We start from the raw sequence: 16,883 nt of genomic DNA, 5'->3' as shown, positions 1-16,883 counted from the left end.
CGCCCCAGCAGGCCCCCATCCCCGCCCGGTTATGGCACCATGGGGCCATCGCTTTTCGGCAACAAGGCTGAGCTATGCCCCGCTTTCCCCAGCATCTGACGGGTTCCGGCCCGACCAACCCCTTCCCCGGCATCAAGGTCCTGGAGCGGCGCCTGGGTCGGGAGATTCCCCACCGCCTGGGCTCCAACGAGGGCCTCGATATGCCTCATCGGGCGCTGCGCGAACACTTCGGCGATGCCCTCGCGGAGCACGTCTACTGCTATGGCGATGCGGAGGCCCTGGGCATCCGCCAACGCCTCGCCGAGCAACGCGGCATGCCGCTGGAGCAACTGCTGGTGGATGCCGGCGCCGACAGCCTGATCGCCCTGGCGCTGCGCGGCCTGGTGAGCGCCGGTGAGACGGTGGTGACCACCGCCGGCACCTACCCCACCTTCGGCTATTTCGCCCAGGGTCAGGGGCTCGATCTGCACGAGGTGGCCTATCGGGAGGCGCCGGGCGTACTGGCCCCGGACCTGGAGGCATTGATCGCGGCGGCCCATGACACCCAGGCACGCCTGGTCTACCTGGCCAACCCGGACAACCCCAGTGGCCACCTCCACGACGACGAGGCCATCCGCACCCTGCGCGCCCGCCTGCCCGAGGAGTGCTGGCTGCTGCTCGACGAGGCCTATCACGACTTCCGCGACGACGCCGAGGCGCCCGAGTTGAACCAGGCCCTGCCCGGGGTGGTGCGCCTGCGCACCCTCTCCAAGGCCCACGGCCTGGCGGGGCTGCGGGTCGGCTATGCCATCGCCGAGGCCGAGACCCTGGCCTTGCTGATGAAGGTGCGCATCCACTACGCGGTCTCGACCCTGAGCCAGGCCGCCGCCGAGGTGGTGCTGGATCACCCGGAGGAGGTAGCCGCCCATATCGCCGCGGTCAAGGCCCGCCGCGAGCGTCTCGCCGAGCATTTCCGCGCCCTCGGCGCCGAGGTGCTGCCGAGCGCCACCAACTTTATCGGCATTCGCCTGGCCGATGCCGAGCTGGCCGAAAGCGTCAATCGCCAGTTGCTGGAGGCGGGCCGACTGATCGCCCGCCCCAATCACCCGGCCTTGGGGCACATCCTGCGCATCACCGCAGTGGAGGACGCCCTGGCGCCCGGGCGGCTAAGGATCCTGGAGCGGGCCCTACGCTAGGCTGTGCCTGAAAACTGGCTGCGCTCGGCCATACGGCGTTAAAAATCGGCTCGTGCGCGAGTCCGATCAAAGTACTCATTTACAGCCCGTAAACTCCGTCTTTTCGCCGATTTTTGCCTTGTCTGGCCATCGCTCGCCGACTTTTCAAACAAAGTCTGGCCGTCATCAACCGTTAATGACATCGTTATGCGATTGTCATCTATGCCGACTAGAGTGAAATGGCGGCAAGGGACACTGCCAAGCGCCACGCCAGGGACGCGAGGGGTCAGGAGGCCCCGCAGGGAACATCGGCACCGGGAGGGTGCCCAGGGAGGGCCAGGATCACCACGCCACCGACGGGAGTCGGCGGCGTTTTTTTTGGTTATTCCCACCCCGGCACGCCCTGACGGATGCGCCGGGAGAAGTCCTGGGCCTCGCCGGCGGTGCGTGCCGCCTCGGTGATATCGGCGCGGGCCTGGAGCTCGGCCAGGGAGTGGTTCGGCACCAGGCCGCCGACCTTGTGGATATAGGCCGGCAGCCGCCCGGTGAGCAGCAATCGATAATCCAGGGGCAGGCCGTCGACGATGCGCCGCATCATGGCGTAGACCAGGGTCGAGCAGTTGGCGGTGACGGTGTGATAGAAGCGTGGCCGCTCGCGCAGCGCGTTGGCCTCCTCCACGTAGGCCAGCAGCAGTTCCCGCCGCGCCCTGAGCGACATCTGGATGCGATAGAGGCGCATCCGCTCGTCCCGATGCCGCACGCGGGCCCCCACTAGGTCGCGCTCGTCGCCGGCGACGATGCTCAGCTCGTACTGCTTGAAGAAGCCGGCCAGCTCCGAGAAGGCCTGGCCCCGCTCGCGGCGGATCTCCACCGAGAAAGTCACGACCTCGCCATCATCGAAGCCGAAGGACACCATCACATGGGAGATCATCGGCAGCCCCCAGTTGGAGAGCAACAGATCCACCGAGGCGAGCCGCGCCAGGTCGTAGTCGCGGGTCTCCCAGCACGGCTCGGCGCGATGGCGGTCCTGCCAGCGGAAGTCCCGCACCCCCGCGAGGATCAGCCGCTCGCCCTCCACCCGACCATGGGTCAGCTCGGCGAGCTCCGGCAGCCAGTCTCCGTCGAGGCAGGGGCGCAGGTGCCACCACCAGGCGAGCAACGCCGCATGCAGGCCACCCTGGGCCAGCGCCGCCGCCCAGGGCCGGCCCCAGAGGGCCAGGCCTAGCATCACCAGGCTGATTCCTCCCCAGGCCAATGCCCAGGGGCGCCCCGCCCGATACTCCAGCGCGAGTGCCCCCCAGCTCCCCGACAGCAGTACCAGTAACACCGCCCACGCCATGCCACCTCCGACGCCCTGAATTCGCGCTTATGATGCCAGAGATGCCGCGATAAGGCTTAAACGGCGGTCAACCAGTCGCGGAAGGCCGCGAGCTCCGGGGCGAGCTCGCCCCGGGTCACCCGCCGGTAGAGCGCCTGCAGGCGGGCGGTCAGCGAGTCGTCGGCGATGGGCTCGCCCACCGCCGGCGCCCCGGCCCGGGCGCCGATATGGCGGCCATCGAGTTCGCGCAGCGGCAGCAGCTCGGCGGCGGTGCCGGTGAGGAAGGCCTCGTCGGCCAGGTAGAGCTCGTCGCGGGTGATGCGCCGTTCGCGCACCTCCATCCCCAGCACCTCGCGGGCCAGGCGAATCACGCTGTCGCGGGTAATGCCCTGCAGGCAGGAGGTGACCTCCGGGGTATGCAGCACCCCGTCGCGGAGCAGGAAGACATTGGCCGCCGAGGCCTCGGCCACATAGCCCTCCGGGTCGAGCATGATGGCCTCGTCGAAGCCCGCCTTGACCGCGGTATTGAGGGCCAGCATGGCATTGACGTAGTGGCCGTTGGTCTTGGCTCGACACAGGCTGATATTGACGTGGTGGCGAGCCCAGGAAGAGGTCAGGGCGCGCAGCCCGAGGCGCGCCGCCTGGGGTGAGATATAGTCGCCCAGGTCCCAGGCGGCGATCATCACATGGCTGGTGAGCCCCTTGGCGCGCAGTCCCAGCCCCTCGGCGCCCAGGAAGACGGTGGGCTTGAGGTAGGCGTTGCTCAGGCCGTTCTTGGTCAGGCACTGGCGCTGGGCCTGGATCAGTTCGTCGGCGCTGCAAGATAACGGTATATCCAGGGCGTGGGCGCTATCCAGCAGCCGCCGGGTATGCTCCGCCACCCGGAACAGGTGGGTGCCGCCGGGGCCGGCGTAGGCGCGCACTCCCTCGAAGCAACCCATGCCGTAGTGCAGGCTATGGGTCAGCAGATGGGTCTGGGCCTCCCGCCAGGGCAGCCAGTCGCCGTCGAGCCAGAGCCAACCGTCCCTATCATAAAGCGGAGTCGTCATCGTGCCTCTCCTTTCCGAGGATCCGGGAGACGGCGCCGGCCGTCGAGCCGCTGACAAGTGCCACCATCCCGATCATACAGCGGGGGCGTCATCGTGCCTCTCCTTCGAGCCTACGCCGCCAGCCGTCGATCAGCTCGCGCTGGTGGGGTTGCAGGGCCTGGTAGCCCCAGGCGGCGATCTCATCGTTCTGGGGGTCGGGCACGGCGATGCGGCTGCCGGCCAGGGTCTGGATCACCGCATGGCCGCACAGCGGCACATAGCCTTCCGAGTAGCCGCCTTCGTGGATCATCACCAGGCGTCCGCCACAGACGCGCTCGGCCAGGGCCTTGACCTGGGCGGTCATGGCCGCGAAGGCGGCGCTGTTGAGTAGCATCTTGCCCAGCGGATCCTTGGCGCCGGCGTCATAGCCGCAGGCGACGATGATCAACTCCGGGGCGAAGGCCTCCAGGGCCGGCAGCACCAGCTCACGCATGGCGTAATCGTAGGCACCCAGGCCCGAGCCCGGCGGCAGCGGCAGGTTGAGGTTGGCGCCCTGCCCCGCCCCTGCGCCGCGCTCCTCGAAGGCGCCGCTGTCCAGCGGGTAGTTGGCGGCCTGGTGGATCGACACCGTCAGGGTCTCGGGGTCCGCGTAGAAGGCCGACTGCTGGCCGTTGCCGTGGTGAACGTCCCAGTCGAGGATGGCCACCCGCCCCAAGGGCCCCGTGGCGCGGGTCTGGTGCACGGCGATGGGAATATTGCCCAGCAGGCAGAAGCCGCGGCCGCGATCCGCCTCGGCATGGTGGCCGGGCGGTCGACACAGGGCATAGGCGTTGGCCAGCTCACCCCGGGCCACCGCTGCCACGGCAGCCATGGCCAGCCCCGCCGAGTGGCGCGCCGCGGCCAGGCTGCCGGGGGTGTAGGGGGCGCAATCGCCGCCATCGCCACCGCGGGCCGCGTCCCCCGCCTCCAGCGCATCCAGGTAGGCGGCGGTGTGGAAGCGCTCCAGGGCCTGGCGGTCGGCGGGTAGGGCCTTGCGCACCACCAGCTCGTCGATCAGTCCGGAGACCTCCAGCAGGTTCTTCAGGCGGCGTTTGCTCTCGGGGCTCTCCGAGGCGGACTGGGGCTGCAGAAACTCCCCCGGGGCCGAGAAGACCCCGATGGCCCCGGCGTCGTGCCAGAAGCAGCGCTCGTGCCAGAAGAAACCCGTCCCGACGGCCGGACTCATGCCCCGCCCTCCTGGCGCTCCCACACCTCGATGGCCGCCGCCAGGTCCTCCAGCGACGCCCCCACTGACTTGAAGAGGGTGATCGCCTCGGGCGAGGAGCGTCCGGGCGTGTCGCCGCGCAGCAGCTCGGCCAACTCGCCGCGAATGGAATCAAAAGCGAAGGCCCCCTCGTCGATGGCTTGGAGGATATCCCCCGCCTCGCCCTTGGCCCCGGCGTAGGTGTCCACGTAGACCTCGCTGCGCGCCAGGCAGTCGGCATCGGTCTCGCGCATGCTGGGACGGAAGGCGCCGATCAGGTCCAGGTGGCTGCCCGGGGCGAGCCAGGCGCCGCGAATCAGCGGCTCGCTGGAAAGCGTCACGCAGCTGACGATATCCGCCTCCCGGCAGGCACTCTCGAGGTCCTCCACGGCGGCGCTATCGAAGCGCTCGGCGTAGTCGGCGGCGATGGCCCGGGCCTTGTCGGGATTGCGCCCCCAGACCCGCACCCGCTGGATGGGGCGCACCGCGGCATGGGCCTCGATGACCATGGGCGCCAGCTTGCCGGTGCCCACCACCAGCAGGGTCTCGGCGTCGTCCCGGGCCAGGGCCTGGGCCGCCAGGGCCGAGGCGGCGGCGGTGCGCCGGCGGGTCAGCTCGCTGCCGTCGAGGCAGGCCAACGGCCGACCATGCCGGCCCTCGCTGAGCAGGTAGACCCCGGCGATGGCCGGCAGGCCGTGCTCGGCATTCTGCGGGAAGACGTTGACCATCTTGACGCCGATATAGCCGGCGGTTTCCCAGGCCGGCATCAGCAGCATGGTGGCCTCGCCGTCGGGGCGATGCATGGCGTGGTGGTGGCGCGGCGGCGCCTCCACCCCCTGGACGAAGGTCTTCTCCAGACGAGCCACCAGGGCCTGCCAGTCCAGGGCCCGGGCGACCTCCTCGGCGCTGATAATGCGCATCTCAGGCCTCCGGCAGGGCGGCGGTGACCATGATCTCCACCTTCCACTCGGGCTTGGCCAGCTTGGCCTCCACCGCGGCGCGGACCGGCGGGCGTCCCGGCACCACCCAGGCGTCCCAGGCGGCGTTCATGGCATCGAACTCGGCCATGCTGGTGACCCAGATCTGGGCGCTGATCAGGTGCTGTTTGGAGGTGCCGGCCTCGGCCAGCAGCTCGTCGATGCGGGTCAGCACCTGCTCGGTCTGGCCGCGCATCTCGGCGGAGGGGTCGCTGGGCACCTGGCCGGCCAGGTAGACGGTGCCGTTGTGCACGGTGATCTGGCTCATGCGGGCATTGCTGTGGTGATAGCTAACGGTCATGGCGTGTCTCTCTTTTCAGTTGGATGATCTCGCGAAAGTCCAGGATTCAGGCGGCGGTAAAGCCCGCCATCAGGGCGTGCAGGTTGTCGGCCAGGGACTCGGTGGGGTAGCCCCCTTCCTGGACCAGCACCGTGGGCAGCTCGAGGCCGGCCAGGCGCGCGCCGATGGCGCGGAAGTCCTCGGTCTCCAGGCTCAATCCGGCCAGGGGATCGTCCTTGTGGGCGTCCAGGCCGAGGGCCACCACCACGGCCTGGGGACGGAACTCGGCCAGCGCCGCCAAGAGCCGCTTCAGGGCGGCCAGGAAGACCGTGCCGTCGCTGCCGAGCGGCAGCGGTAGGTTGAGGTTGGCACCCTGCCCCTCCCCCTCGCCGGTCTCGTCGGCCCCGCCCCAGAAGAAGGGGTAGAAGTCGGTGGGGTCGGCATGCAGCGAACCGGTCCAGACGTCGCCGCGGGCATAGAAGATGTCCTGGGTGCCGTTGCCGTGGTGCAGGTCCACGTCGACGATGGCCACCCGGGCGAAGCGCTCGCGCAGCACCGTAGCGGCCAGGGCCGAGTTATTGAGGAAGCAGAAGCCACCGGCGCGTTCCGGCCCGGCATGATGGCCCGGCGGCCGGCACAGGGCATAGGCGGCCGGCTCACCGCCCAGCACCGCCTCGGCGGCGGCCTCGGCGCTGGCGGCGCTGGCCAGGATGCCGCGGAAGCTGTCGGCGGCGATCGGGCAGGCCATGTCGTGCAGGTGCCAGCCGGCCTGGCCCACCGGATGGCGCGGGTAGTGATGGCCGCCGCCGCAGGGGTGCACATTGGGCGCCACCAGTTCGGCGGCGCCGGGCAGCGCCTGCCAGCGGGCGTGAATGGTCTCGAGGAAGTCGAGGTAACGGTCGCTGTGGATGCGCCCCAGCCGCTCGCGCAGTCGCGGGGTATCGGCCTTGGCCGGGGCGCTCAGCGAGAGCCCCGCCTGGGCCAGGCCGAGGCTCAGCAGCTCGGCGCGCTTGGGCCCCTCCGGCGACGGGGCCGGGGCGCCGCGCAGCAGGAAGGTGGGCGGCGCATGGCGCTCCTGGTCGGGGTGGTAGTAGAGCTTCATGGCGAATCCTTGTCCTTATCCTTATTAGCCGAGCAGGGAGGGAATCCAGGTGGAGAGCGCCGGGAAGGCGGCCAGCAGCACGATCACCGCGAGATAGGCGGTATAGAACGGCAGCGAGGCGATGATCGCCCGCTCATAGGGCACGTTAGCGATCCGCGCCGCGGTCATCAGCGTCATGCCCACCGGCGGTGTCACGTTGGAGACGTTCAGCACCACGATCATCAGGATGGCGAAGTGCAGTGGGTCGAACCCCAGTTGGATCATCGCCGGGACCAGCACCGGCGCCACCACCACCAGGGCCGGCAGCACGTCCATCACGGTGCCGATCAGGATCAGCAGCAGGCAGACCAGCATCAGTTGCAGGAAGGCGGAGTCGCTGAAGGTGGTGATCAGGCCGGCGGCTTCCCGGGCGATGCCGGAGCGGGTCACGAACCAGCCCAGCACCGCCGAGGTGGCCAGCAGGAAGAACACCACCCCGGAGAAGCGCACCGTGACCACCAGCGCCTGCCAGATCTTCTGCCAGGTCAGGTTGCGATAGAAGACCACGCCGATGACGATGGCGTAGACCGCGGCGAAGCCGGAGGCCTCGGTGATGGTGGTCAGCCCCGAGAGGATGCCGCCGAGGATGATCAGCGGCACCACCATGGCCGGCAGGGCCACCAGGAAGGCGACCACCGCCAGCCTGAACGGGGTGGGCGCCTGCTTGGGGTAGCCGCGCTTCCAGGCCAGGAAGAAGCTGACCAGCAGCAGGGCCAGGGCCATCAGCAGGCCGGGGATGATGCCGCCGGCGAACAGATCGATCACCGAGATATCCCGCAGCAGGGTGGCATAGACCACCATCACCACGCTGGGCGGGATGATCGGGCCGATGATCGACGAGCAGGCGGTGATGGCGGCGGCGTATTCGGCGTCGTAGCCCTGCTTCTTCATCTCCGGGATCATGATCTTGCCGATCGCCACCGTGTCGGTGATGGCGGCGCCGGTGAGGCCGGCGAAGAACACCGAGACCGAGATATTGACGTGGGACAGGGCCCCGCGCACCCGGCCGAAGAGGGCGTTGTTGAAGGCGATCAGCTTCTGGGTCAGGCCGCCCTGATTCATCAGCTCGGCGGTGAAGATGAAATAGGGCACGGCGATCAGCAGGAAGCCGGAGACGCCGGAGAACATGCGATCGGCAATGATGCCCAGCATGCGCTCACCGCCCAGGGTGAAGCCCCCCACCAGCCCCGACATGGCCATGACGATGGCCACCGGCGCGCCGATCAGCAGCAGCACCACGAAAGCGAGAATGGCTGGCGTCATCGCGGGGTCTCCGAGTCTGGGGTCTCGATCAGGTCGTGGATGGTCGCCTCGTCATCGATGAAGTGCTCCAGCAGCGCGAAGCCGTGCACCAGGTGCAGCAGCATGATGAGGCCGCTCAGGGGCACCACGATGGCGGTGACCTGGCTGGGGATCTGGATGCGATCCGAGACCATGTAGATCTGGGTGGCGTTCTGGAAGAAGCCCCAGCCATACCACACCAGCATGGCGGCGAAGAGCGCCATGACCGCCAGGCAGGCACCGGCGGCCAGCTGCACCAGTGGCCGGGGCAGGCTGCGCACCAGCAGGGTCATGGCCACGTGCTCGCCATAACGCAGCGAGATGGTCATGGAGAGGAAGCCGATCCAGGGCAGGAAGAGCCGCGCCAGGGAGTAGGTCCAGCTCAGGGTGCTGCCGGTGAGCAGCTTGTAGAGGAAGGCGGTGAAGGAGATGCCCAGCATGGCCAGGATGCAGGCCACGCAGAGCACCACGGCGAGGTGATTGACGCCATCGCTCAGTCGACGCAGGGAAACCAGAAGGGTCATGGCAAGCCTCGTTGGGCCGGCGCCCGCCGGAACGGGCACCGGACTCGGCGCGATTACTGGCCGTAGATCCGCAGGTCATCCTCGGCCACCTGGCGGCCGACCCGCTCCACCTCGCCGAGGAAGGCCTCGACCCGCCCGGCCTCCATGCCGAAGTCGTCGACGATCCATTCCTGCCAGGCCGGTCGGGCGATCTCCGCCATGCGCTCGCGCTCCGCCGGGGGCATCAGGTAGCAGGCCTCGAAGCGCTCGCAGGACTCCACCCAGCTAGCGGTGGCCAGGGCCCCGGACATGCCGTGGCTGATCTCGATGGCTTCCCGGGCGGCGCCGACCAGGACCGCCTGGTACTCCTCGGGCAGCGCCTGATACCAGGACTCGCTGACCACCCAGGGGGCGCTGTTGTAGACGTGGCCGGTGAGGGTGGTGTAATCGGTCACCGCATCGAAGTTGAAGGTGGTATTGAGCACCGGGGCATTGAACTGGCCGTCGGCCAGGCCGGTCTCCAGGGCGGTGATCAGCTCCCCCCAGGGCAGCGGCGTGGCGGAGGCGCCGAGGGCGCGCATGATGGCCACGTGGGCGGGGTTCTCCTCGGTGCGGATATTCAGCCCCTCCAGGTCCTCCACCGTCTCGATCAGCCGCACGTTGTTGGTGAAGGCCACGAAGCCGCCACCGTCGTCGAAGGTGCCCAGGTAGCGCATATTGGCCGCCTCCCGGGTGCCCGTCATGAAGTCGGCGAACCACTCGCCGTCGAAGAAGGCCCAGGCCTGGCGCCAGCTGGTGAAGAGGAAGGGCGCGGTGACCAGCTGGTAGTCCGGGTAGAAGGAGGACATGGCCCCCGCCGACATGATGGTGGACTGCAGGGTGCGTCCGCCCTGCACCTCGGTGCCGTTTTCCACCTCGGAGCCCAGCTGGCCGCCGCCGAAGAGGGTCACCGCCAGGTCACCGTCGGTCTGCGCCTCGACGCGGTTCTTGAAGTGCACCAGGGCCGGATAGATCTCGTTGTTACTGAGGCTCTCGGGCAACTGGGTGGCGATCACCATCTCGTAGGATTGCGCCTGGGCCTGGGCGGCCGCCAGGGCCAGCGGCAGTGCCGCCAGGGCGAGGGGCTTGCCCCAGCGCTTGGGAAGTCGCGGTGTGGTGGTCATGAGTCCCTGTCCTGATTGTTGTTGGAGGGTGCTCTTTGACCTTAAGCCATTCCCGGTCCCGCCACTTGGCCGAGACTCCGCCGGCCTTGCCCGAGACTCGGGGGAAACGACAGCGCCAGCGGCGAGGCGGGGCGCTATCACAACGAACCGCCTCGTCTAGGTTTTGTACGAAAAGTCGGCGAGCGCAGGCAGTTTTCGTACAGAGCCTAGCGCCGCGCCCGGGAGGGAGCCTCGCCGAAGCGGCGGCGGTAGGCGCGGGTAAAGCTACCCTGGTCGCGAAAGCCCACCAGGCCGGCGATATGCCCCAGGCTCAGCTGACTACCGGCCACCAGGCCGCGGGCGTGGTCGAGGCGCCGGCGCTGCACATAGGTCAAGGGGGTGAGGCCGGTGGCCTCGCGGAAGCAGGCATGGAAGTGGCCGGGGCTCAGGGCGCACAGCTCGGCCAGGGTCTCGACACGGATGGCGGCGTCCAGGTGCGCATCGATCCAGGCATTGAGGCGCACCAGATCGAGTCGTGAACGGGCCTGGGGCGTGGTCTCGGCACGCTTCAGCTCTTGATCGTGCAGCTGCAGGTAGAGGGCCCGCAGCAACAGGGTGGCGATCTCGTCATGCAGCGCCGGGGCCTGTTCGGCCTGGGCCATCAGGCTGACGGTGAGTTGCTGTAGCTGGGGCGAGACGGCGAAGAAGCGCGGCCGCTCGAAGAGGCGCTGCAGCTCGTCGGCGCAGGCCAGGCGCTCCAGCTTGGCCAGGGGCACGTCCAGCACCAGGGTCTGATTGCGGCCATCGCCCAGGTATTCGTGATGGCAGGCGGTGGGGATCAGGCAGCCCAGTTCCCGGGTAATGCGCTGGCCGCGATGCTCCAGGGCCAGCTCGGTGGTGCCGGAGCTGGCCAGGATCAGCTGATGGTAGGCATGCTCGTGGGCCACGTGCTGGCGCCCCAGGGTACAGGTCTGCAGGCTGAAGAAGGACACGCGGGCGGCTCCCTCGCCGAGTCGGTAATCCCCCTACTCTACGCCAGGCACCCGTGGCAACCAAGATCGGCCTTCCATTCCTTAGTGGAAGCCCTGCCAACGACTTAGCACCTGACGCAGCACACTATAAGAACACCCGGGCCATAGATTCCAAAAAAGAATGCGTAGGTAACTAAATTTCTTTTGTCTGTTATGCCCGGGGCAGGAACAATGGCACCCTGCAACGCATGCCGTTCCGACCCGCGAGGCCGGACGCGCCGCTCACTCCCCGGCGCCGCCCGCCCGGGGAGGCACAATAAGATATCTCAGGTATCAGGAGACGTTATGAAGCCCACTTTCCCCCTGGCCATGGTCGGCCTCGCCGCCGGTACCCTGCTGGTCGGCTGCGGCGATGATGCCGCCAGCAAGCCGAATATCGCCATCGGCCCGCCCGCCAGCACCACCCAGAACGTGTCGCAGCTGATCCTCGATGCCTACGGCATCGGCGAAGACGCCTACAGCACTTACCAGGAAGGCTTCGGGGCCGCCCTCGATGGCGTGCAGGATGGCAATATCGATGTCTCCATCGGCATCCTGGGCCTGCCCTCGGGCAGCATCGAGAACCTCCAGGCGGCCAGCGGCGATGCGCGCCTGGTCGGCCTCAGCGACGCGGCCATCGATTACCTCGAGACCCACAGCGCCTATCGCCGCTTTACCATTCCCGCCGGCAGCTACGCCTTCCAGGAAGAGGACGTCGACACCGTCACCGCCTATGCCGTGCTGGTGGGCAGCACCGACACCATCGGCGAGGAGCTGGGCTACGAGCTGGCGCGCCTGATGCATGAGCATGCCGAGGAGAACACCCACGCCCAGTCGGCCTTCATGACCCTGGAGAACGCCCTCAACGGCTCCGAGGGCCTGCCGATCCACCCGGGCGCCAAGCGCTACTACGAGGAGCAGGGCCTGACCGTGACCAATCCGGTGGCCGAGCTGGGTGACATCGAGGAGAAGCGCGAGTTTATCCTCGGCACCGGCAGCCAAGGCGGCACCTATTATCCGCTGGGCGGCGAGATGGCCACCATCTGGAACCGCTACCTGGATGAGCAGAACTTCACCAATATCGAGACCGGCGCCTCCATCGAGAACCTGGTCAGCATCCGCGACGGTCGCATGGACCTGGGCATGACCGTACATGCCCCGGCACAGGATGCCGTGGCCGGCCAGGGCGAGTTCGAGGGTGCCCAGGTGGATAACGTCGCCTTTATCGGCCACATCTACCCGGAAGTCATCCAGATCGTTTCCCGTGAAGGCTCCGACTTCACCTCCTTCGACGATCTCGTCAACTGATTCGATCCCCCCGCGGCGCCGCCGGGCCCTCCGGCAGCGCCGCCTTTCGTGAGGCCTTGAACCGTGGTTAAAAAAAAACCGCTGACGATGCGTCCGTACTAGACCAGTACGATCGCGAATCCGCTACCCGCCTGCATCTGGGTAAGTGGGCCTGGTTGGTGACCCTGATGGGGGTCTCGCTGACCGGCTTCCACCTCTATACCGGCTACTTCGGGACCCTGCCCTCCCAGCAGCAGGGCGCCGTTCACCTGGGCCTGGCCCTGGGCATGATCTTTATCCTCTTCCCCGCCACCCGGGGCAGCGGCAGTCGCGCCCGCGTCCCCTGGTATGACGTGATCCTGGCCTTCGCCGCCACCTTTACCGCCTACTACAAGATCCTCTTCTACGAAGAGGTGCTGCGCGCCCGGGTCACCGGCTACTCGAGCCTCGATTTGGCCACCGCCCTGCTGGGGGTGCTCTTCGTGCTGGAGGCCACCCGCCGCACCGTGGGGGTGCCCATCGTGATCATGGCCGCCCTGGCCATCGGCTATGCCCTGTTCGGCAACCATATCCCCAGCCAGATGCTCTCGCATCCCGGCTTCTCCCTCGGCGAGGTGTCGCCCTACCTGTGGTTCCGCGAGAGCGGCGTCTTCGGCACGCCCCTGCAGATCTCGGCGCGCTTTATCTTCCTGTTCCTGTTCTTCGGCGTGGTGCTGATGCACACCGGGGTGGGTCGCTTCTTCAACGATCTGGCCTTCGCGGTCACCGGCCGCTTCACCGGCGGTGCCGGCAAGGCCGCGGTGATGGCCAGCTCCTTCCAGGGCATGATCTCCGGCAGCTCCATCGGCAACACCGTCGCCTCCGGCTCCTTCACCATCCCGATGATGAAGAATGCCCGCTTCAAGCCCGAGGTCGCCGGCGCCGCCGAGGCCTCCGCCTCCACCGGCGGCCAGATCATGCCGCCGTTGATGGGTGCCGCGGCCTTTATCATGGTGGAGTACGTGGGCGTCTCCTACCGGGAGATCATGTTCTCGGCGCTGATTCCCGCCCTGCTCTACTTCGCCGGCATCTTTATCGGCGTGCACTTCGAGGCCAAGCGGCACCGCATCCTCGGCCTGCCCAAGGATCAGCTGCCCAGCAAGCGCAAGCTGATGCTGGAGAAGGGCTATATGCTGCTGCCGTTGCTGGTGATCGTCACCACCATCAGCCTTGGCTTCACCGCCCAGCGCGCCGCCCTGCTGGGCATCGCCTGCGCCTTCGCCGTGGGCATGATCCGCAAGGAGACCCGCCCCTCCCTGGTCGGCCTGGTGAAGATCTTCGAGCAGGGCGCCCGGGTGGCCCTGCCGGTGATCGCCGCCGTCGCCAGCGCCGGCATCATCGCCGGGGTCGTCGGCATGACCGGCCTGGGCTCCAAGTTCGCCGCCGGCATCATCAGCCTGGCCGATGGCGTGCTGATCCTGGCGCTGCTGTTCACCATGGTGGCCTGCATCGTGCTGGGCATGGGCCTGCCCACCACCGCCAACTACGTGGTGACCGCCACCATCGCCGCGCCCGCCCTGATCAACGAGTTCGGCCTGCCGCCCATGGCGGTGCACCTGTTCGTGTTCTACTTCGGAATCATCGCCGATATCACCCCCCCGGTCTGCCTGGCGGCCTTCGCCGGCGCCGGGATCGCCGGCGCCAACCCCATGAAGACCGGCTTTACCGCCGTCAAGCTGGCCATCGGCGCCTTTATCATCCCCTACGCCTTCATCTATAACCCCATGCTGGTGATGGTGGATGCCACCCTGCTCGGCCTGCTGGCGGCGGTGCTCTTCTCGCTGCTGGGGATCATGGGCGTCAGCAGCGCCCTGATCGGGCATTTCGTCAGAGATTCCCTGCCCTGGGAACGTCTGGTACTGTTGGCGGCCGGACTGGCCATGGTGGTTCCCGAGCCGCTGACCAGCGGTATCGGCCTGTTGGCCATGGCCCTGGTGGCCTGGTGTCAGTCGCGGCGCCCGGCCCATCAGGACCTGGCCTCCCCGACGGCATGAGCCAGCCTCCTCGAGCCCTCGTGTCTCCCCGGCGCCCTGGCGCCGGGGAGGCGCGCCGTGAATCAGGAGTCTCACGCTTGGCCTCACGCAATCTCCCCTCCACCACCGCCATGCAGTGCTTCGAGGCGGCGGCCCGGCATATGAGCTTCACCCGCGCCGCCGATGAGCTGAGCCTGACCCAGAGCGCGGTCAGCAAGCAGGTGGCCCAGCTCGAGGCGCACCTCCAGCACAAGCTGTTTCGCCGCGTACGGCGCAGCCTGCTGCTGACCCCGGAGGGCGCCATCTTCCTCAGCGACGTGCGCAAGGTCTTGGCCCAGCTCGAGATGTCGACCCAGGCCATCATGACCTACAGCGGCAACAGCGAGGTACTCAAGGTCGCCACCCTGCCGAGTTTCGGCGCCCGCTGGCTGGCGGACCGGCTGCCCGCCTTCCTGGCCGACAACCCGGGCATCAGCCTGGAGTTTCACGATCGGGTCGAGGACTTCGACCTGGAGCAGCAGGATATCGACGTGGCGCTCTTCTACGGCCACGGCAGCTGGCCCAACCTGGCCTGCCACAAGCTGCTGGAGGAGGAGATGGTGGCGGTGGCGGCGCCGCCCCTGCTGGCGCGCCATGCGCCCCGGGACGTGGCCGAGCTGGCCGACCTGCCGCTACTCCACCTGTCGACCCGCCCGGATGCCTGGCACCGCTGGTTCGCCGAGCAGGGGGCGACCACCGACCGCAGCTACCACGGCACCCGCTTCGAGACCTTCGCCATGCTGGTGCGCACCGCCATGGCCGGCGGCGGCGTGGCCCTGGTGCCGCGCTTTATCGTCGCTGAGGAGCTCCAGGACCGGCGCTTGGCCATCGCCGCCCCCTATCGGCTGCACAGTGCCAGCGCCTATTACCTGGTCTACCCGGAGCACCTGGGCGAGCTGGCTAAGGTGCGGCGCTTCGTCGAGCACCTGGTCGGCGCCGCGGCCTTGAGTACCGACGACTAGTCGCAGACGCCTTAGCCAGCGCCCAGCTTGAAAACGATCGGGGGGAAGCCAGTGACTGGCTTCCCCCCGATGCCGTGACGGACCCGACGTTACCCGGCCAGGGCGTCCAGCACCCGGCGACGGGAGGCCTCCTGGCGCTCGGCGTAGAGGGCCAGCTCGTCGGTGACCGGGGCGCCGAGGGCCGCCTCGAAGGCGTCGCGGTTGGCGTTACCGGCATAGGCCTGGTTCTCGCCGCCGCCGAGGTTGGACTGGAAGATGCCCGCGGCGCTCACCGGCAGGAAGTCCTCGTAGGTGATCGGCTGGGCCACCACCAGGCCACCCTCGATCAGCGCCTCCAGGTCGGCACCCGGTTGCTTGCCGGCTTGCTCCCCCGCCTCGCTCAGGCGGTAGTGGAAGAAGGCCAGCTCCTGGCGGCGCAGCTCGTCATCCCGATCGGGGAAGTCGGTGAAGACCTCGCCCAGCACCCGCTGGTGTTCCTCGTTAGCCAGGCCCGCGGTCTGGCGCCGCGCCTCGTTCAGCAGCCGGTCGTAGAGCTCGCGGCCCTTGGCGGTCAGCGCCATGCCACGCTGCTCGATCTCGCCGAAGCGGGCGGTATGGGTGCCCTGCTGCTCGCCGGCGAAGCGGATCGCCTCCTCCAGCGCCTTGAAGCTGGTCTGACGCAGCAGGATCGGGCAGTCGCGGCGGGGCGGGCCCTCGATCACCGCCTTGGGGTTCATGCCCGCCGCCGGCATGCGCCGCTGCACCTCGTCGATATCCAGGGTGCGCGGGGTCAGGTGGTTGATATGCGGGCCACGGAAGCAGACCACGTCGGCGATCAGGCGGTGCTCCTCGTGGAGGGCCTCGTAGGTGGCCAGGTCCACGGTGGCTTCCTGATGCCAGCGGAAGGTCTCCAGGGCCTCGGCCACGAAGCGCTCGGCATCGGCCTCGTTCAGCCCGCCCTGGGCCTCGCAGCGCGCGATCAGTTCGCGCACCCCGGGGGTGAAGATATCGCGACGGGCGAGTATTTCCTCGGCGCGGCGGCGCAGTTCCGGGCTCTCGATCAGCTCCAGGCGCAGCAGCGAGGTGAAGATGCGGAAGGGGTTACGGGCCAGGGCGGCGTCATCGATGGGCCGGAAGGCGGTGGAGTGCACCGGCACGCCGGCCTCGGAGAGGTCATAGTAGCCCACCGGGAACATGCCCATCACCGCGAAGAGGCGACGCAGCATGGCCAGCTCCTCGGCGCTGCCGACGCGGATGGCGCCGTGACGCTCCACGCCGAGACGCGCCAGCTCGTCATGGGCGGCCAGGCGCTCGGCCAGGGCCGGGTCCTTGTCCAGGGTCTCCCGATTGACCGTCTCCACCAGCTCGAGGAGGGTCGAATACTGGGGCACCTCGGCCTGGTACATGGCCGACATGGCCTTCGAGAAGCGATCGCGAATCTCGTCCGAAGAAAGAAAGTCTGTGCTCATGGCTCGTGTCTCTGGGTCCGATTGGGTTGGGGTTATTCGTCAGGGTAGCGGGGATCGC

General features: G+C 68.3%; 15 protein-coding genes. 4 read left to right on the top strand and 11 right to left on the bottom strand.

The window, feature by feature from the left end; translation table 11 throughout:
• Nucleotides 1-74 precede the first annotated feature (74 nt).
• Nucleotides 75-1,175, top strand: a complete 1,101-nt coding sequence (locus tag HPA02_RS00815; protein ID WP_146800922.1) for an aminotransferase class I/II-fold pyridoxal phosphate-dependent enzyme — start codon at nt 75-77, stop codon at nt 1,173-1,175.
• Nucleotides 1,176-1,536: 361 nt separating this feature from the next.
• Here HPA02_RS00815 and HPA02_RS00810 read toward each other — a convergent pair whose 3' ends face one another.
• From HPA02_RS00810 to HPA02_RS00765, 10 genes are all read right to left on the bottom strand, one after another.
• Nucleotides 1,537-2,493 carry an Lnb N-terminal periplasmic domain-containing protein gene (locus tag HPA02_RS00810; RefSeq protein WP_146800920.1) on the bottom strand — a complete coding sequence of 319 codons (957 nt, stop codon included), beginning with the start codon at nt 2,491-2,493 and terminating at the stop codon, nt 1,537-1,539.
• Nucleotides 2,494-2,549: 56 nt separating this feature from the next.
• Nucleotides 2,550-3,521 (bottom strand): branched-chain amino acid transaminase, encoded by a 972-nt coding sequence (locus tag HPA02_RS00805; protein WP_146800918.1) that lies wholly within the window; start codon nt 3,519-3,521, stop codon nt 2,550-2,552.
• 88 nt (nt 3,522-3,609) lie between these two features.
• Nucleotides 3,610-4,725, bottom strand: coding sequence for a histone deacetylase-like amidohydrolase (locus HPA02_RS00800; protein ID WP_146800916.1), 1,116 nt, complete (start codon nt 4,723-4,725; stop codon nt 3,610-3,612).
• On the bottom strand, nt 4,722-5,663 hold the full coding sequence (lhpI, locus tag HPA02_RS00795; RefSeq protein ID WP_146800914.1) for a bifunctional Delta(1)-pyrroline-2-carboxylate/Delta(1)-piperideine-2-carboxylate reductase: 942 nt from the start codon (nt 5,661-5,663) through the stop codon (nt 4,722-4,724). Before lhpI ends, HPA02_RS00800 begins: the two co-directional genes overlap by 4 nt.
• A gap of 1 nt (nt 5,664) precedes the next feature.
• Nucleotides 5,665-6,021 (bottom strand): RidA family protein, encoded by a 357-nt coding sequence (locus HPA02_RS00790; protein ID WP_146800912.1) that lies wholly within the window; start codon nt 6,019-6,021, stop codon nt 5,665-5,667.
• 46 nt (nt 6,022-6,067) lie between these two features.
• Nucleotides 6,068-7,102, bottom strand: a complete 1,035-nt coding sequence (locus HPA02_RS00785; protein ID WP_146800910.1) for a histone deacetylase family protein — start codon at nt 7,100-7,102, stop codon at nt 6,068-6,070.
• Nucleotides 7,103-7,126: 24 nt separating this feature from the next.
• Nucleotides 7,127-8,404 carry a TRAP transporter large permease gene (locus tag HPA02_RS00780; RefSeq protein WP_146800908.1) on the bottom strand — a complete coding sequence of 426 codons (1,278 nt, stop codon included), beginning with the start codon at nt 8,402-8,404 and terminating at the stop codon, nt 7,127-7,129.
• Entirely contained in the window at nt 8,401-8,946 is a 546-nt protein-coding gene (locus HPA02_RS00775; protein WP_146800906.1) for a TRAP transporter small permease, read from the bottom strand. Before HPA02_RS00775 ends, HPA02_RS00780 begins: the two co-directional genes overlap by 4 nt.
• A gap of 53 nt (nt 8,947-8,999) precedes the next feature.
• Nucleotides 9,000-10,088: a TRAP transporter substrate-binding protein DctP gene (dctP, locus tag HPA02_RS00770; protein ID WP_146800904.1), complete on the bottom strand. Its 1,089-nt coding sequence runs from the start codon at nt 10,086-10,088 to the stop codon at nt 9,000-9,002.
• Nucleotides 10,089-10,294: 206 nt separating this feature from the next.
• Nucleotides 10,295-11,059, bottom strand: coding sequence for an AraC family transcriptional regulator (locus HPA02_RS00765; protein WP_146800902.1), 765 nt, complete (start codon nt 11,057-11,059; stop codon nt 10,295-10,297).
• A gap of 324 nt (nt 11,060-11,383) precedes the next feature.
• Here HPA02_RS00765 and HPA02_RS00760 point away from each other — a divergent pair, with 324 nt between their 5' ends.
• From HPA02_RS00760 to HPA02_RS00750, 3 genes are all read left to right on the top strand, one after another.
• Nucleotides 11,384-12,385, top strand: a complete 1,002-nt coding sequence (locus tag HPA02_RS00760) for a TAXI family TRAP transporter solute-binding subunit (RefSeq protein WP_146800900.1) — start codon at nt 11,384-11,386, stop codon at nt 12,383-12,385.
• 158 nt (nt 12,386-12,543) lie between these two features.
• The gene (locus HPA02_RS00755; RefSeq protein ID WP_244945834.1) at nt 12,544-14,397 is read left to right on the top strand and encodes a TRAP transporter permease; all 1,854 of its coding nucleotides are present in this window, start codon (nt 12,544-12,546) and stop codon (nt 14,395-14,397) included.
• A 77-nt stretch (nt 14,398-14,474) separates the two neighbouring features.
• On the top strand, nt 14,475-15,377 hold the full coding sequence (locus HPA02_RS00750; RefSeq protein ID WP_146800896.1) for a LysR substrate-binding domain-containing protein: 903 nt from the start codon (nt 14,475-14,477) through the stop codon (nt 15,375-15,377).
• Between the two features lie 89 nt (nt 15,378-15,466).
• Here the strand turns inward: HPA02_RS00750 and hglS are convergent, their stop codons facing one another.
• Nucleotides 15,467-16,825: a 2-oxoadipate dioxygenase/decarboxylase HglS gene (hglS, locus tag HPA02_RS00745; RefSeq protein WP_146800894.1), complete on the bottom strand. Its 1,359-nt coding sequence runs from the start codon at nt 16,823-16,825 to the stop codon at nt 15,467-15,469.
• Nucleotides 16,826-16,883: the final 58 nt, after the last annotated feature.

The organism is Bisbaumannia pacifica, assembly GCF_007989625.1.
Classification (GTDB): domain Bacteria; phylum Pseudomonadota; class Gammaproteobacteria; order Pseudomonadales; family Halomonadaceae; genus Bisbaumannia; species Bisbaumannia pacifica.
The sequence above is the reverse complement of the archived record's forward strand: the minus strand, read 5'-3'. Positions and strand labels throughout refer to the sequence as shown.

Coding starts and splice junctions, on each gene's coding strand:
- HPA02_RS00815 (WP_146800922.1), top strand. CDS start 75: ATGCCCCGCTTTCCCCAGCATCTGACGGGTTCCGGCCCGACCAACCCC.
- HPA02_RS00810 (WP_146800920.1), bottom strand. CDS start 2,493: ATGGCGTGGGCGGTGTTACTGGTACTGCTGTCGGGGAGCTGGGGGGCA.
- HPA02_RS00805 (WP_146800918.1), bottom strand. CDS start 3,521: ATGACGACTCCGCTTTATGATAGGGACGGTTGGCTCTGGCTCGACGGC.
- HPA02_RS00800 (WP_146800916.1), bottom strand. CDS start 4,725: ATGAGTCCGGCCGTCGGGACGGGTTTCTTCTGGCACGAGCGCTGCTTC.
- lhpI (WP_146800914.1), bottom strand. CDS start 5,663: ATGCGCATTATCAGCGCCGAGGAGGTCGCCCGGGCCCTGGACTGGCAG.
- HPA02_RS00790 (WP_146800912.1), bottom strand. CDS start 6,021: ATGACCGTTAGCTATCACCACAGCAATGCCCGCATGAGCCAGATCACC.
- HPA02_RS00785 (WP_146800910.1), bottom strand. CDS start 7,102: ATGAAGCTCTACTACCACCCCGACCAGGAGCGCCATGCGCCGCCCACC.
- HPA02_RS00780 (WP_146800908.1), bottom strand. CDS start 8,404: ATGACGCCAGCCATTCTCGCTTTCGTGGTGCTGCTGCTGATCGGCGCG.
- HPA02_RS00775 (WP_146800906.1), bottom strand. CDS start 8,946: ATGACCCTTCTGGTTTCCCTGCGTCGACTGAGCGATGGCGTCAATCAC.
- dctP (WP_146800904.1), bottom strand. CDS start 10,088: ATGACCACCACACCGCGACTTCCCAAGCGCTGGGGCAAGCCCCTCGCC.
- HPA02_RS00760 (WP_146800900.1), top strand. CDS start 11,384: ATGAAGCCCACTTTCCCCCTGGCCATGGTCGGCCTCGCCGCCGGTACC.
- hglS (WP_146800894.1), bottom strand. CDS start 16,825: ATGAGCACAGACTTTCTTTCTTCGGACGAGATTCGCGATCGCTTCTCG.